This is a genomic window from Eisenbergiella tayi, assembly GCF_001881565.1.
GTDB classification, from domain to species: Bacteria; Bacillota; Clostridia; order Lachnospirales; family Lachnospiraceae; genus Eisenbergiella; species Eisenbergiella tayi.
This window is the reverse complement of the sequence record NZ_MPDJ01000009.1, coordinates 51,282-67,888: the sequence shown is the minus strand read 5'-3', so window position 1 is coordinate 67,888 and position 16,607 is coordinate 51,282. Positions and strand designations below refer to the sequence as shown.

Genomic DNA, 16,607 nt, shown 5'->3' with positions numbered 1-16,607 from the left:
GCTCACGGGTACAGTTACCCTCACCACCTCCCGAATCTTTCCGTTTGACAACCCGCCCTATTGCCCCTATAATAATACAGAAAGTAAAAGCCGGAATTTATCTGAGGAAAGACCCGGCTGAAAATCAGGAGGCACACAATGACATTTACCTACCCGGCGGTTTTTACCCCCAAAAAGGAAGGCTCAGGCTATCATGTGGTATTTCCTGATCTGGAATGCTGTGAAGCAGATGGACCGGATTTGGAGGATGCCATTGATAATGCTGCGGAAGCGGCATATAACTGGATTTGCGCGGAAATGGAAGAAGAGGAGTGCGAACTTCCCTCTCAGACCCATGAAGGTGATTTGGAACTGGAAGAAGGACAGTTTGTGAGAAAGATTCTTGTCAGAATCAAGCTTCTTCCGGATAATGATTAGTCATAGAGTAAAATTAAGCCGGCAGCAGGATGAATTTCCTGTCTGCCGGCTTTTAAATGCTCTTTACTTAAATAAATGTATCGTTCCGTTATCGTTCAGATGCCGGAGCAGTGACAGGCTGATAGGGAAGCCGAACAGCCCCACGACGCCTAAAAGCTGGACGCCGACAAACATGCTGGCAAGAGTTACTACAGGATGCAGGCCAATCTGGCTTCCCACAATTTTGGGTTCAATGATGTTCCTGATAACGGTTATGATCAGATAAACGATCAATAATCCTATGGAAAGAGAATAATCTCCCGTCAATGCGGCGATTATTGTCCAGGGAATCATGATGCCGCCGGTGCCCAGTACCGGAAGGATATCGAATACGGATATCAGAAAAGCGATTAATATGGAGTTTTTGACACCTATAATACTCAGCCCCACAGACAGCTCGATAAAGGTAATCGTCATGATCAGGGCATAGGAACGGATACATACAAAGAGTGTGCCCACCACATATTTTTTTACCTGAAGAAAAATCTGTTTGGATTTGCCGTCCAGCTGTTTTAGGAAAAAGCCGGTGAGCAGTTCATAATCCGCCGCTATGAAAAAAGTGGAAATAATCATGAGCAGCAGCTTGATAAACAGTCCGGGCAGGGAAGAAGCGACACCTGAAATGGTGCCCATCGCGCTCATGGAAAGGCTGGAAACCATCTGTCCGATAGACTGGATAAACTGGTTGAAAAGATCCTCCAGAGTGGATACCAGCGAGGGATCCATTTTTTTCAGGCCCTGTTCAACGTTCCCGAAGATATCAGTCAAAACAGGTTCCACATGAGCGGCGTAAATCTGCGGCAGATTCATAACCAGATCCCTTGTGGTGGAAAAAGCGCGGATGCCCAGCAGGGAAATCAGCAGCCCGATAGTGCTGTAAAAGACCAGCACAAGGAGGACTGCCGCAGGCTTCCTCGGCAGATGGAGCTTGCGTGACAGGAAAATAACGGGTCTTTTCAGCAGATAGGCTATGACAAATGCGATCACAAAGGGAGACAGCATAGGCAGCCCGTACTTTAGGAGCAGAAAAACGGCGCAGAGCAGAAATGCAAAATACAAAAAATTAATGATAAAGGCTTTCTTTTTTTCCATGTTGTAATCAGACAATAAAACAGAATGTTATTGCCGTATCCTTTCTTATCTTAATTTATCCTCATCGGTTCAGGAAGGTTCCCGGTAAAAGAAAACTACAAAAAAAGCATACCTTGTATTTGGAATCAATACAGGTTATGCCTGAAGATATTATTATTTGAAGACTTATCGGAATCATCGGATTCGGGCACCGTGGTATTCGGTGTGCTCATGCGGCGGTATCTCTCCTTGCTTGTTTATGATTGTCATTTATTTTAAGGGAAAATAAGGCATTTTACAATAAAAATTTTAAAAATTTGCAAAGTCTTAACATTTCGTACCGGATTGGGCCGGCTAAAATCCTGCAGGTGAAAATTCCTGCTTGACAAATACCCTGTATGGGTATATTTTAGATGCATAGGATATACCCTGCCGGGGTATACTGATATCATCAGGCAACAGCTTAATTCTGTTCTTAAAATAATCCGTTTCATTCATGGAGGTAATATATTATGCCGGATAAATCAAAGGAAAAAGATAACTTATGTACGGCCTGCCAGGACTGCTGTTCCCATCATAAGAACACTCCCCGGAGCGAATCGTCCAACAGACAGCTGCAGAACCGTCTGAACCGGATGATTGGACAGTTGAACGGTATAAAAAAAATGCTGGATGACAATCGTTACTGCGGAGATATCCTCACCCAGATCGCTGCCGTGGAAAGTGCGCTGCAAAGCTTTGGCTACATCATACTCCAGGATCACATGGAAACCTGTGTGGTGGAGGAAATCAAAAACGGAAACCTTCAGATTGTAGACGAAGCGGTGGATTTGATTAAAAAATTAAAGTAAACACAGATTACTTTGAAAAAGAGGTGAAATCATTGAAAAACGAAAAGTTTCATATAACAGGGATGACCTGTGCCGCCTGCCAGGCGAATATCACCCGGAATGTGGGAAAGCTGGATGGGGTGGAAGAGGTCAACGTCAGCTTGCTGGCGAACCAGATGACGGTGGCTTATGATGAAGAAAAGATAGATGAACAGGCCATTATCCATGCGGTTACGGAAATTGGCTACGGCGCATCCGGCACCGGAACGGAAGCCCAAAAGGACAGCGGATTCGGGAAAGAATGGCAGAGCCGGAGAGAAATGACGGAAGAGAACCAGAAGGAAATGAAAAGGCGTCTGATAACCTCGGTAGCCATATTGATTCCTCTGATGTATGTGGCGATGGGGCCGATGATGTCGCTGCCTGTCCCGGGATTCCTGGTGGGTATGGAAAACTCCCTGATATCCGCTTTGACCCAGCTGCTGTTAACGATTCCGGTAATGATCATCAATCGCCATTTTTACCAGTCCGGTTTTAAGGCGCTGGTGAAAAAAGCGCCCAACATGGATTCCCTGGTGGCGATAGGATCCGCGGCAGCTTTTGTATATGGCGTGTTTTCCATGTATCGGATGGCCTACGGCTTCGGCCATGGGGACATGGATCTGGTGCATCAATATGGTCATGAACTGTATTTCGAGTCCTGTGCCATGATACTGACACTGATCACCGTAGGAAAGTATCTGGAAGCGCGATCCAAGGCAAAGACCTCCGACGCGCTCCGTAAGCTGGTGGATCTGGCCCCGAAGACGGCGGTTGTCCTGCGGGATGGCATCGAACAGGTAATTCCCGCAGAAAATGTGACGGCAGGCGATATCGTGGTAATCAAGCCCGGCGGAAGCATTCCCGTGGACGGTGTGGTGACGGAAGGCCACGGCTATGTGGATCAGGCGGCTATTACCGGAGAGAGCGTCCCTGTGGAGAAAAATGCGGGGGATGAGGTAATTTCGGCAACGATAAATAAAAACGGCAGTTTCCGTTTCCGTGCGTCCAGAGTAGGAGATGACACCACACTGGCTCAGATCATTCGTCTGGTGGATGAGGCGGGAAATACCAAGGCTCCTATCGCACGCCTTGCCGACAGGGTGAGCGGGGTTTTTGTCCCGACGGTTATTATCATTGCCATACTGACAGCCATAGTATGGCTGATAGCGGGCCAGTCCTTTGAATTTGCCCTTTCCAACGCCATCGCGGTGCTGGTAATATCCTGTCCCTGTGCCCTGGGCCTTGCCACGCCGGTGGCAATTATGGTGGGAACGGGAAAAGCGGCGGAATACGGCATCCTCATAAAATCGGCGGTGAGCCTGGAAACCCTGCATTCCATCGATACGGTAGTGCTGGATAAGACAGGAACAATCACGGTAGGGCATCCTTCGGTAACGGATGTGATCCTGTGGAATAAAAAGAACACCCGGGAGGAATTCCTGGCGGAAGCGGCGGCCGTGGAAGCCGGCAGTGAGCATCCTCTTGCCGTTGCCGTTGTGGAAAAAGCCGGGCAGGTAGGGCTCGTCCTTCCTAAGGCAGAGGCCTTTGATTCTCTTGCGGGGCGGGGCGTGAGCGCCGTTATTAAGGGAAAACGGTATCTGGCAGGCAATATGGCCTTCCTGCAGGAAAACGGCCTTCTGAAACAGCCTGAGCTGCAAAAGAAGGTACAGGAGCAGGCGGACAGCCTGGCGTCGGAAGGAAAGACCCCTCTGCTGTTTGCCTGTGATGAGGAACTGGAAGGGATTATTGCCGTAGCGGATACGGTGAGGGAAACCAGTAAGGCGGCATTAAGGCAGTTTAAGGAAGCCGGACTGAAGGTGGTTATGCTCACCGGTGATAACCGGATTACAGCGGAAGCCATACGTAAGAGACTGGATATTGAAGAAGCTATTTCTGAGGTAATGCCCACACAGAAGGAATCCTGTATCCGCGAACTTCAGGAAAAGGGCCATAAGGTTGCCATGGTGGGAGACGGCATCAACGATGCCCCGGCGCTCACCCGTGCGGATGTGGGGATTGCCATCGGTGCCGGAACGGATATTGCCATCGATTCGGCGGATGTGGTACTCATGAAGGATTCCCTGGCGGATGTGGTGACGGCTATTGATTTGAGCAAATCGGTTATCCGCAATATCAGAATGAATTTATTCTGGGCATTTTTCTACAATGTCTGCGGCATTCCCGTGGCGGCAGGCCTGCTTTATCCGATGTTCAATATTCGGCTCAGCCCCATGATTGGCGCGGCGGCCATGAGCCTGAGTTCCGTCTGTGTGGTCACCAATGCGCTCAGACTGCGGTTTTTCAAAGGAAAGACGATCCCTTCCGATGCGGCGGAAGAACAGAAGAAAAATGAAACAGCAGATTCAGGTACGGCACAATTAAGAACTGCAGAAAGAAGTGCCGCAGATGATAACAGGGAACCAGACAAAGAAGCAATAAAGGAAGGAAAAGAAGAAAGGAACGGCGAAAAAATGCCGTCCGGAAAAGGAGAAAAAGAAATGGAAAAAGTAATTGAGGTAGAAGGAATGATGTGTGCTCACTGCCAGATGCATGTACAGAAGGCGCTGGCCGCAGTGGAAGGAGTCAGTGAAGCAGCGGTTGATTTGGAGGCTAAAAAAGCGGTGGTTAAGCTCTCACAGGAGGTGTCCGATGAAACGCTTATGAAAGCGGTGGAGGATGCCGGCTATACTGCCGTAAGCTGTTCCGTTCAGTAAAGGCGGGGCCGGAAGCGGCAGGCGCATTCCGGACAAAGGCAATCGGAACAAAAAAGCAGGATATGTCAGTTTAACAGGGAATAGTTCATTGCGGACGGAAGAAAAATAGGCTATAAAGGAAAAGGGTTACTAAATACCATTTCTTCCTTCTGCCGGCAATGGAAATACACAGCCTTCGCGGCGGCAGAAATGCTGTCCGGAGGCTTTTTTATGTCGTCGGAGGCAGTGAACTGCGGTATTGGCTGGGCGTCATATCCGTAAATTTTTTAAACTGACGCATAAAATGGAGTTCATTTTCGTACCCGCACAGTGCGGCGATGGACTGCACGGAAATATCTGTTGTGCGCAGATAAAAACGTGCTGTGCCCAGGCGGGCCTGTATGACCTCCTGAATACAGGAAATGCCGAATAATTCCCGGTACAGATGCTGCATATAGGAGGGGCTTAAGTGGACGTATTCCGCCATGGCTTCCACCGTCCATTTTTTATGAGGGGTATTTAATATGGACATGCGCAAATCATTCATAACAGGATAATACTTATTGGTCATGACCTTATCCTCAGGATCCTTAAGCTGGGAGGCAAGAGAATAAAGAAGGGCATGCATGAGCGAATTGATGATTTGTTCCCGGTAAGGGTGGTCCGTATGCTTCTCCATGACGATCATCCGGGCGTACTCGGAGAGCTGCGCCATGTAGGGAAGGGAGAGGGGCGTGCTGAAAGGAATTTCCAGCCCCAGCAGAAAAGGAAGGTCCGTTTCATCGGGCAGGAAGTGGATCCAGTCATTATTGAAAAGGAGCCCGGTACTCCCGTAATGGACAGGTACATTTTTATCATAAAGGATGACGGTTCCCGGAAGCGTAAGCACACGTTCCCCCTTTATGGAGAAGAACGCGTTCGTTTTAACGAGAAGAAGAGTATAATCCGGAGTGCCGCAGGGGCGCCTCATTTCCAGATGCGTCCGATGTTTGGAATCATAGCCGCAGTGGCCTACTGTGATCATGGCAGCCTGTCCTTTCAGATAATATGGGGAAAATGCATTTATGCAGGAATCCCACTAAGTTTATTTTACAGTCAAATTTTTATTTGTATAGAGGTTAAATGAAAGAAAGGGGAATTTTCAATGGAAAAAAGAGAAGAACTGCAGCAGGAAAAAAAGAAATGGCTTGAGGAAGTATACGGAAAAATCTGTACCAAGATGAGTGCGGAGTGTACCAGGGTAGGGGACAGGATTCCCTATATTCCCGAAAACGGCCGCTACGAGGGCGATCTGGCTGAAACGGATGTATGCTGGTGGACCAATGGATTCTGGGGCGGAATCCTGTGGCAGATGTATCATGCCACGGGAGAAGAAAAATACCGTCTGGCGGCTGAAGGCGTGGAAAATAAAATGGACGCCGCTTTTACGAGTATCGGAAAGCTGAACCATGACGTGGGCTTCATGTGGCTGCATACGGCGGTGGCGGATTACCGCCTGACCGGAAATCCCAAATCCCGTGAAAGAGGGGAAAATGCCGCCAATATACTGGCAGGCAGGTTTAATCCCCTTGGAAAATTCATCCGCGCCTGGAACGGGGACAGCAATATCGGCTGGATGATCATCGACTGTATGATGAACATTCCCCTTCTGTACTGGATGAGCGAGGAGAACAAGGATCCCCGTTTTAAATCCATAGCGCTGATGCATGCGGACACGGCGATGGAGAAGCTTGTCAGGCCCGATGGTTCCTGCAACCATATCGGAATCATGGATCCTTTGACGGGGGATCTGCTGGAAGCGCCCGGCGGGCAGGGGTATGGGGAAAACAGCTCCTGGAGCAGGGGACAGGCCTGGGCATTATATGGATTTGCACTGAGTTACCATCATACCAAAGAGGAGAAGTATCTGGACACGGCGAAAAGGGTGGCCCATTATTTTATCGCCAATGCGGCCATGACGGACTATCTGCCGCTCTGTGACTTCCGTGCCCCCGAGGAACCGGTTTACTATGATTCTACAGCGGGTGCCTGTGCGGCATGCGGCCTTCTGGAAATCGCCAGGTTTGTGCCGGAAAATGAGAAGAAGCTTTATGAGGACAGCGCATACCGCATTCTGCGGGCCATGGAGGAGCATTTCGCCAATTGGGATGAAAATGCGGATGCCATTCTGGAAATGGGAAAAGTGGCATACCATGGAGACGCCGGACAGGAAGCAATTATTTACGGGGATTATTTCTTTATAGAAGCCATCCTGCGTATGCTGGATAAAGACTGCTTTATCTGGTAAAATATAACAAACAGGAATACAGGCAGATAATATCAGGATACACGGCCCGGAGTTCATGGAAGCTGCGGCAGGGAGGAATGGAAAAAATGGAGAATCAGAGAAGAAAAGAATGGCTGGAGTCTATGCTGCGCATTGTTTCACCGGTTTTTGATGCATTGGAGAAAGAGGAATTACATAAAACCATGCCATTGGATTTTCATGAGGAAAGGTCGGAATATGCACCGCTGGAGGCCTTCGGAAGAAGCATGCTGGGGATTGCGCCCTGGCTGGAAGCGGAAGGGCTTGAGGAAGAGGAAGAGAAGCTGCAGGCCGTCTGGCGGAAAAAGGCCCTGCGCTGTCTGGACGCCGCCACGGATCCGGAATCCGCGGATTTTATGAATTTCACCACAGGGGGGCAGCCCCTTGTGGATACGGCATTTCTCTGCCATGCCCTTGTGCGTGCACCGAAACAGCTGGCGGGAAGCCTGACGGAACGGGTGCGGCATAACCTGGCGCAGGCGCTGCGCTCTTCCCGCACAATCATGGCCGGAAGCACCAACTGGCTGTTCTTTTCCGCCATGGTGGAGGCCGGCCTGTATCTGCTTGGGGAAAAGGATTATGATAAAATGCGCATCGCCTATGCGCTGCGCAGCTTTGAGGGCTGGTACAAGGGTGATGGCGTTTATGGGGACGGAGAGATGTTCCACTGGGATTATTACAACAGCTTTGTCATCCAGCCGATGTATGTGGATCTTCTGGAGCTGTTCGGGGATTCGGCGGAAGAATACAGGATATTGAAGGAAAAAGTAACGGCCAGAGCTTCCCGGTATGCCTCCGTTCTGGAACGTATGATTGCTCCGGACGGAAGCTATCCCGTGATCGGCCGTTCGATCTGTTATCGGTTCGGCGCATTTCAGATGCTGGCCCAGGCTGCCCTGCAGCACCGGCTGGAGAAAGGGCTAACGCCTGCCGGGGTACGGTGCGCTCTGACCGCCGTGCTGCGCAGATGCCTGGAAAACAGGGATATGTTTGATGAGAACGGGTGGCTGCGTCCCGGGGTATACGGCTTCCAGCCGGAGCTTGCGGAAGGGTATATCAATGTGGGAAGCCTTTATTTGTGCAGCGCCGTTTTCCTGCCGCTGGGGCTTCCGGCGGCGGATCCCTTCTGGACAGGGGAGGATGAAGACTGGAGCGGCAGAAAGGTATGGAGCGGCGGACATATAGCTATCGACCATGCCCTGGACTGACGGGCTTAAGCAAAAAAATGAACTCCATGCAGCAAAATTCAAACGGCCTCATATGATAAATGTACTCTTGACTTGATATATCCGGCAGGATAAGCTTTTAGAAGAACGAAACTGTCGGGAGGAGAGCTGGGGAAATGACATATGAAGAAATGGACGGCAGACTCAGAGGTCTGGAGCCGTATGAACAAAAGCTGAAGGATAAAATCTGCCGTCCCGATTATTCAGGTTTTGAACAGATTACCTATAAGCAGAAGGGAAAAACAATCCAGGTGTACGTTATGGGGTATTCCTGTTCGGAAACATTTGATGCGCCCGGACGCCTGCGGACGGCCAGAGGGCATACCGTCTATGTGGATAAGAAAAGATGCAATCTGTTCATGAATAAGAATGCCCGTTTTGCTGAGGTGGAGCCCCATGTCCATGATTGGGTGGAGCTCGGATATATGTATTCGGGAAGCTGTACGCAGACAGTGGGGGAGACAGAAATCCAGCTGAAGCAGGGGCAGATTATAATACTTGACTCAGGAATTCCCCATGCAATCGGATATACCGGGGAAAATGATATTTTGATTAATATGCTGATGGAAAAAGAATTCTTCGACCATTCCTTTTATTCCAGGCTGGCTGATTTGGGTATCATTACGGAGTTCCTGATGAATGTCATGTCGGAACAGACTTATCACGACAGCTACATTGTTTTCGATTCGGAAAAGGATCGGAGGATCCAGCTTTTTATGAAGGAGCTGATCTGTGAATTCCTTTCGCCCACCAGTATGGAAAATGAGATTATCAATAATCTCATCGTCCTGCTGTTCTCGGAGCTGGTGAATGTTTATGAAAACGGAAACGTAAAGGAACTTGCCGGTCACAGGAAAACCTGTGTGGTGCCGATCATGCACTACATTGAAGAAAACTTCAGGGAATGCACGTTAAAGAGTACGGCTGAAATATTCGGACTGAATGCCAATTATATGACGACACTTCTTAAGCGTATGACCGGATATTCCTTTAAAGAACTGGTGATGGAACAGCGCCTGCAGTTTGCCGCAGGCATGATCCTGAATACCGATCTTGCGTGTGATAAGATTATCACTATGTCAGGCTGCGGGAACGGAACCTATTTTTATAAAAAATTTAAGGAAAGGTTCGGATGCTCCCCCAGGGATTACAGAAAAAAAGGAAAGACAGGGTAAGGTATTACAAGCTTCTTTAACCTCATAAAACAAATAGAAAACCGTGTGTATGATTCGGGCTGTACCGATTTCTGACACGGTTTTTTGTTGTGTTTCCAAGTTTTTGGAATGTGAAGTTTTGACGTAAAACTGCTGGGCTTTTGTCGTAGAATAATTAAAAAAGAAATGTTAATATCTCATATATAATTCAAGCAAAGATATGAATTTTATATAAACATGCACAAAACAACAGTGCTGAAAAAGAGAAAAACCTGAAAATATCTTTTAATTATCAATTTTTACTCGTCTGTAATATCAATTTGTATAATCGTCAAAACAACAGGAAATCAGATAAAATAAACAGGAAATGGGGAGAAAAGTGATGCGGGTAAGGTCAATGGCGTCTAAGACGGATTTCATGAAGGAAGCACGTTTGCAGAAACAGAAAAAACTGAAAAAATACAGGTTCCTTTATCTGGCTCTTGCCTTTATCGTGATGTACTATCTGCTTTTTCAGTATATCCCCATTTTGTGGGGCTTCCTGATTTCCTTCAAGGATTTTAAGGTGGGCGGCACGATAATGGGGGCGAAATGGGTGGGGATAAGCAACTATGCCGCAATTTTCAAGGATCCGGATATGCTTCGGCTGATACGCAATACCCTGGTTATCAGCTGTTCCCGGTTACTGTTTACCTTTTTCCCTCCTATACTGCTGACGATTGCCATATTTGATCTGAGGAACAGCCGGTTCAAAAAATTGAGCCAGACGATAGTTTATATTCCTCATTTCTTTTCCTGGGTCGTCATCTACGGGATTGTATATGCTTTCTTTTCCGGAAATGGATTTATCAATAACCTCCTTTTTGCGGCAGGAGGAAGCAGGACAGAATTCATGACCTCCACCAAAGCTTTCGTTCCGCTGCTGGTGGGCTCGCAGATTTGGAAGGAGACGGGCTGGGCAACCATTTTGTATTTTGCGGCGCTCACAGGCGTGAATCCGGAGCTGTATGAAGCGGCAAAAATCGACGGGGCAGGCCCTCTTGCGAGAATTAAGGCGGTCACGCTTCCGGCCATGCTGCCGGTGGTCACATTTTCCCTGATCATGGCGATGGGCAATATACTGAACAATGATTTTGAACAGATACTGTTGTTCTATAATTCGGCTGTTTATGATGTGGGTGACATTATTGATACCTGGGTATACCGTGTCGGCCTTGGCAAAATGCAGTATGGCCTCGGCGCGGCCGTGAGTATGCTGAAGGCGGTGATAAGCCTGTTCCTGATTCTGGTGGCAAATTATACTTCGAAAAAGACAACTGGCAGAGGAATGTTTTAGGAGGCATAGGAAATGAAACGTAATCCCAATAAGATTAAGCTTTCGAAAGAGGAACTGATTTATCAGGCCGTGATATCCCTGTTCCTGATTCTGTTTTTAATCATCTGCATTGTGCCGTTTCTGTATGTATTGGGGATGTCTTTCACATCGGAAGGTGAAATGATACAGAGAAATTATTTTGTAATTATTCCAAGGGAACCCATCCTTGCGGCCTATAAATATGTGCTGAATAAGAAATTTTTCCTCAGCATGGGCGTGACGGTGGCAAGGACACTGCTGGGCGTGGTGGCTGCGCTGGCGCTGGCGGTTCCGGCGGGCTATATACTGGCGAAGCAGGATCTGCCTTATCGTTCGGCATGCATGATTTTCTTTATCATCACGATGATACTGAACGGCGGGCTTATCCCGAATTATATGCTGATGACAAGGCTGAAGCTGCTGGATTCCTTCTGGGTATATATAGCGCCGGCCTTTGCCAATACCTACGGAATCCTGGTGGTAAAGCTTTTTGTGGAGGGAATACCGTCGGATGTGACGGATTCGGCGGAGCTGGACGGGGCGTCGGAGCTCCAAAAGCTTGTATATATAGCGATCCCTCTGCTGAAACCCACCTTATGTGCTTTGGGGCTGTTTGCGGCGGTTACCCATTGGAACGCATGGTTTGATGCGCTGGTCTACATAAGAAACGAAGCCTTATACCCGATTCAGCTGGTAATCAGGAACCTTCTTATTGCCAGTTCAAGCGGAGATATGATGAGCAATGTAAATACCTATGCCAAAATGACGTCGGAATCCATAAAGATGGCCAGCGTAGTCATAGCAGTGCTGCCGATTCTCTGTATTTATCCGTTTCTGCAGAAGTATTTCGTACATGGCATGTATACCGGAGCGGTAAAGGGGTAGGCGCACTATGAAATCATAAATAAAAGGAGAAGAGAAGATGAAAAAGAAGTGGAAAAGACAGACAGCAGTGTTAATGGCCGTCACGCTGGCAGCATCCATGCTGGCCGGCTGTTCGGGAAAAGCGGAGAATGCATCGGCCGGCAATGCAGCCACGGAAAGTGAACCGCAGCAGAGCGCTGCACAACAGGAGAGCACAGCGGAAACAGGGGAGAGTACAGGTAAGGTGACGGCATTTGAAGACATAGATTTTCCGGATTCCATGCCTGCGAATCCCACTCTGGCCGAAGAGGACTGGTATGCTTACGATGATATGAGCAAGCGGTATGAAATTGAACTGTTCACCTATCATTACGGAAAAACACCGCCGGCGGAGGATCCAATCGAAGCATGGCTGGAAGAGAAGTATAATGTGGATATTACATTGACTACCTGTGCACAGAGCGATATGGAAACCGTTCTTTCCACAAGATTTTCTTCAGGGGATGTTCCGGATCTTGTGACGCTTCCGGTCCTTCCGAATGCGGCAAGCGGCAAGAATTTCGGCTTTACACTGGGAGAACAGGGGCTGCTGCTTGACGCGAAGGAGATCTATCCGTATCTGCCCCAGACCTGTAAGTTTGTCACAAAGACCATCCTTGGCTACAGTACGATGCCCGACGGCACCATACCCTTCTTTACCAAATATTCCATTCAGGACAGTGATATCTGGGCCTATGCCATCCGTCAGGACTGGCTTGACAAATTCGGCATGGATATGCCTGAAACAAAAGAAGAGCTGATGGAATACGCGAAGGCGTGTACTTTTGATGACCCGGACGGAAACGGGATTCAGGATACCTGGTTTATGACGGGCGCGGGCGGCGGCACCAGCTTCGGCATGATGAGCAATTTCGTCAATTTCTTCGGGAATCCCACCGACCATGCGGAAAACGGAACGCTGGTATCCCCGATGTTTGACGGCACAATGAAGGCATATCTGGAATTTATAAATGAGCTGTATGATCTGGGAGTCCTGGCTCCCGACTGGTATACGATAGACTGGGAAACGGCCAAATCCTATACCATGAATGATAAGATAGGAATGGTTCATTATCCTTCCAACGCATTATATGAAGAATATGTCAACGCCCACAACAGAGATTACAGCATTATTGATGCATGGGCATTTCTGGATAAGCCCCCTATTGAAAACGGCAAATATGCGGCAAGCGGCAATCCTGGTTTATTGTTTGCGATTCCGGCTGCAAGTGTAAAGGACGATCCTGGTAAGCTCATGAGAATCTGTCACATCATGGACGCCATGTGCTACGGAGGAGAAGCGTATTTCCAGACCGTGCAGGGCGGCGGGCTGGATGTATTCCCGGATTATAAGGATGATTACAGGCAGTATAATGAAGACGGGACCAATATATGCTATGTATCCCCCACACATCCCGGCTATACGAAATACGGCACCGATAACCTGGATCTGGCTGCCTGGCAGAATTTCGGATATACACTGAAATGGCAGCAGTATTATTCCACAAATGAAGAGGAAAAAGATTATTTTGCCCTGATAAACGAGGGTGTTGCTAAAATGGCCAAATATGAACGGTGGAATAACGACGCGCTTTTGATTAATATTCCGGGGGATATTGCTCCGAACCTGGATGAATTCAATATCGCACAGCAATACAAATTCGTAACGGGCCAGAGAAGCTTTGACGAATGGGAGGCCTTCCAGAAGGAATGGCTGGATAAGGGCGGAAGAGAAAAACTGGCGGCGACTGCAGAGAGTCTCGGATGTACGCTCCCCGATGAAATGAAATAAGGCAGGGGTATTAAGATGAATAAGAGCTATATCAGGCCTCTTTTCTGGCAGCATGGGGAACCGGAGGCGGTACTGAAGGAAGAAATACATCAGATGTTCCAAAACGGAATCGACAGCTTTATTGTGGAATCCAGGCCGCATCCGGATTATCTGAGCTACGGCTGGTGGCGGGATATGGACATCATAATCGCCGAAGCCAAAAGGCTGGGAATGAAGGTATGGATTTTTGACGACAGCGCATTCCCCAGCGGATATGGGGCGGGAAAGCTGAAAAGCCTTTATCCGGAAGCCGGGAAAAAATATGTGAGGGAAGCCCATATTGATGCCATAGGCCCTCTTGACGGCAGTTCTTTCCGGATCCGTGACTGGCTGAATCAGGATGAGAAAATCATCCGGGTGACGGCGGCTAGGAGAAAAGGAAATTACGAGGATCTGGAAGACGGCAGTCTGATGGATATCACTTCTTTGGAAGAAGACGGCATTCTGTACTGGGATGTCCCGGAGGGGGCCTGGAGAATATTTCTCTTTATATTAACCGGAAACGGCGGGGAGGAATGGACGAAGGACTATGTGAATCCGATTGACCGGGACTGCGTGGACCGCTTCATTCAAATCATATATGAAGAGCATTATCAGCGTTACAAGGAAGAGTTCGGCACAGTGATACAGGGATTCTTTTCCGATGAACTGAGGTTCGGCAATGCGGCCTCTTATCACATGCATCCGGGAGACTGGACGGAATATGGGGGAACTGCTCCGGCAGTTTTCCCCTGGAGCCGCAGACTGCCGGAACTGCTGGAGGAGGAATGCGGGGAAGATATCGGAAAACTGCTTCCGTATCTTTGGTGCGGAGAATCCGGTCATGCGAAGGATGTGAGGTTTGCCTATCAGGACCAGGTTTCCCGGCTGTTCGGAACCGAATTTATCGGCAGGATCGGGGAATGGTGCCGCGCGCACAAGGTAAAGCTGATTGGCCATGTGGTGGAGGATAACGGCGCACATGCGCGTCTCGGTTATGGATGCGGGCATTTCTTCCGTGCCATGGAGGGAATGGATGCGTCGGGGCTTGATGTGGTGTACCAGATTTGGCCGGAGTATACCCAGGGAAGGCATCTGACTCCCTTCGGGTATCTGGATTCTTATTTTTACTATTGGGGCCTGCCTAAAATGGCGTCTTCCCTGGCTCACCTGGATCCCAAAAAGAAGGGGATAACCGTCTGTGAAATATTTGGCGCTTATGGCTGGCAGGAGGGCTGAAGCTGATGAAATGGCTGACGGATCATGTCTGCGTGCGCGGAATCAACCGGCTGATCCCCCATGCCTTTTCCCCGAAAGAAAAAGATGAGGACTGTCCTCCTCATTTTTACGCGAGAGGGGAGAACCCGCAGTGGGATTATTTTCATGTGTGGTCAGACTATGCAAACCGGCTTTGCACCCTTCTGTCGGAAGGACAGCATATAGCGGATGTAGCCGTATTGTATCATGCCGAGGCGGAATGGGGAGGGGAATACGAACCGTTTGAAACAGCCGTAAAAGCACTGGCAGAAGCACAGATTGACTGCGATGTGGTGCCTGCGGATTATCTGACGCAGGATCGGGCGTCGGTTCGGGATGGGAAGCTCACGATAAATGAAGAAAGCTACGGCGTGTTAATCATTCCCTATGCCCAGGCGCTTCCGGAAACGACAGTCAGAGAGCTGCTGCGCCTTGCGGAAGACGGGCTCACTGTTCTTATCATGCGTGATTATCCTGAAAGAATCTATTTTAAACCGGATTCCAGGCTGCTTACGAAACTGCGCGGACAGGAAAACATATATATTCGGACATACGAAGCTCTGCCGGAGTATTTCAGAAAAGGAGAGACTGCAGTAAAGATAGAGGGAAACTTCCCATATCTCAGTGTCATGAAGAGAAAAACATCTGCGGGCACCCTGTATTTCTTTGTGAATGAGAGCAAATATAAAACGGTTAGAACAACATTTTCTGTCGGCGAAACGGAAAAACTGCTATGGTATGATGCCATGGAAAACAGGCTCTTTCGCAGCTGCCTGCCTGAAAAGGATGGAACAAAAGGGGAAGCAGGGCAGGCACAGCGGGAACTTATTCTGGAGCCGTACCAGTCCCTGTTTGCCTTCTGCGGGCAGACAGAGGAGAAGGCGGGATTGTTGGCAGGAGAACTTTTTGGGGTACAGGAAATATATGAAGACCCGGCGGTTTTGCCGGAGCCGTGTTCCGAAACAGAAACACTTGCGGGAGCATTCAGAATCTACATACAGAATGTGCCGGAGGGCGGCAGAACACAGCTGGGACTGTCGTCTCTCTGTAATCTGGCGGTACCGGGACTTCTTCCGGAATATTCGGGAAAGATCTGCTATGAAACGGACTTTTCCATAGATATGCAGGAGGATGAAGGAAAGAAAAAATATTATCTGGATTTGGGCAATGTATATGAGACGGCGGAGGTTTTTGTAAACGGCAGCCGGGCAGGTATCCGTATCTGTCCTCCGTATCGTCTGGATGTGACAGGACTGATACATGCAGGGAAGAATCAGCTTACGGTCACGGTGGCGAACACGCTGGCAAAGGAACGGGGCAATAATGTGTTTGACAGAGCCATGCCCCAGGAACCCACGGGATTGCTGGGCCCGGTAAGAATAATAAAAGCATAATAGCTGCGTTCACGCGGACAGAGCCGCCTATTTGCCTTGAAATCAGGCCATGCATGAAAAATGCATGGCCTGATTTTATGCAGTGCGCCCGGCGGCGCACGTTTCTAACCGG

13 protein-coding genes are annotated in these 16,607 nt (G+C 48.8%); 11 read left to right on the top strand and 2 right to left on the bottom strand.

The genetic code is table 11. From position 1 onward, the window contains the following. The first annotated feature begins 138 nt into the window (after positions 1 to 138). Positions 139 to 417, top strand: coding sequence for a type II toxin-antitoxin system HicB family antitoxin (locus tag BLA28_RS26335; RefSeq protein WP_009253267.1), 279 nt, complete (start codon positions 139 to 141; stop codon positions 415 to 417). 63 nt (positions 418 to 480) lie between these two features. Here BLA28_RS26335 and ytvI read toward each other — a convergent pair whose 3' ends face one another. Beyond that, positions 481 to 1,548, bottom strand: coding sequence for a sporulation integral membrane protein YtvI (ytvI, locus tag BLA28_RS26330; RefSeq protein WP_044968045.1), 1,068 nt, complete (start codon positions 1,546 to 1,548; stop codon positions 481 to 483). A 491-nt stretch (positions 1,549 to 2,039) separates the two neighbouring features. Between ytvI and BLA28_RS26325 the strand changes: the two genes are divergently transcribed. Both BLA28_RS26325 and BLA28_RS26320 read left to right on the top strand, forming a co-directional pair. After that, positions 2,040 to 2,378 (top strand): metal-sensing transcriptional repressor, encoded by a 339-nt coding sequence (locus tag BLA28_RS26325; protein WP_009253265.1) that lies wholly within the window; start codon positions 2,040 to 2,042, stop codon positions 2,376 to 2,378. Positions 2,379 to 2,410: 32 nt separating this feature from the next. Further along, a complete protein-coding gene (locus tag BLA28_RS26320) occupies positions 2,411 to 5,113 on the top strand; it encodes a heavy metal translocating P-type ATPase (protein ID WP_071699658.1) in 2,703 nt (900 codons plus the stop codon). A gap of 208 nt (positions 5,114 to 5,321) precedes the next feature. On the opposite strand, the gene BLA28_RS26315 is transcribed toward BLA28_RS26320, so the two are convergent. Continuing rightward, positions 5,322 to 6,116: a helix-turn-helix transcriptional regulator gene (locus BLA28_RS26315; protein WP_044968043.1), complete on the bottom strand. Its 795-nt coding sequence runs from the start codon at positions 6,114 to 6,116 to the stop codon at positions 5,322 to 5,324. A 120-nt stretch (positions 6,117 to 6,236) separates the two neighbouring features. Here BLA28_RS26315 and BLA28_RS26310 point away from each other — a divergent pair, with 120 nt between their 5' ends. The 8 genes from BLA28_RS26310 (at position 6,237) to BLA28_RS33235 (ending at position 16,495) form a co-directional block, all read left to right on the top strand. Beyond that, on the top strand, positions 6,237 to 7,379 hold the full coding sequence (locus BLA28_RS26310; RefSeq protein WP_069157202.1) for a glycoside hydrolase family 88 protein: 1,143 nt from the start codon (positions 6,237 to 6,239) through the stop codon (positions 7,377 to 7,379). An 86-nt stretch (positions 7,380 to 7,465) separates the two neighbouring features. Next, positions 7,466 to 8,605: a DUF2264 domain-containing protein gene (locus BLA28_RS26305; RefSeq protein ID WP_081329994.1), complete on the top strand. Its 1,140-nt coding sequence runs from the start codon at positions 7,466 to 7,468 to the stop codon at positions 8,603 to 8,605. Positions 8,606 to 8,739: 134 nt separating this feature from the next. Then, positions 8,740 to 9,798, top strand: coding sequence for an AraC family transcriptional regulator (locus BLA28_RS26300; RefSeq protein ID WP_069157204.1), 1,059 nt, complete (start codon positions 8,740 to 8,742; stop codon positions 9,796 to 9,798). 361 nt (positions 9,799 to 10,159) lie between these two features. After that, entirely contained in the window at positions 10,160 to 11,113 is a 954-nt protein-coding gene (locus tag BLA28_RS26295; protein WP_169897307.1) for an ABC transporter permease, read from the top strand. A gap of 12 nt (positions 11,114 to 11,125) precedes the next feature. Beyond that, the gene (locus tag BLA28_RS26290; RefSeq protein ID WP_044968038.1) at positions 11,126 to 12,016 is read left to right on the top strand and encodes a carbohydrate ABC transporter permease; all 891 of its coding nucleotides are present in this window, start codon (positions 11,126 to 11,128) and stop codon (positions 12,014 to 12,016) included. Positions 12,017 to 12,053: 37 nt separating this feature from the next. After that, entirely contained in the window at positions 12,054 to 13,826 is a 1,773-nt protein-coding gene (locus BLA28_RS26285) for an extracellular solute-binding protein (protein ID WP_069157205.1), read from the top strand. A gap of 15 nt (positions 13,827 to 13,841) precedes the next feature. Next, positions 13,842 to 15,083 (top strand): hypothetical protein, encoded by a 1,242-nt coding sequence (locus BLA28_RS33240; protein WP_081365673.1) that lies wholly within the window; start codon positions 13,842 to 13,844, stop codon positions 15,081 to 15,083. A 5-nt stretch (positions 15,084 to 15,088) separates the two neighbouring features. Then, entirely contained in the window at positions 15,089 to 16,495 is a 1,407-nt protein-coding gene (locus BLA28_RS33235) for a glycosylhydrolase-like jelly roll fold domain-containing protein (RefSeq protein ID WP_081365672.1), read from the top strand. Positions 16,496 to 16,607 lie beyond the last annotated feature (112 nt).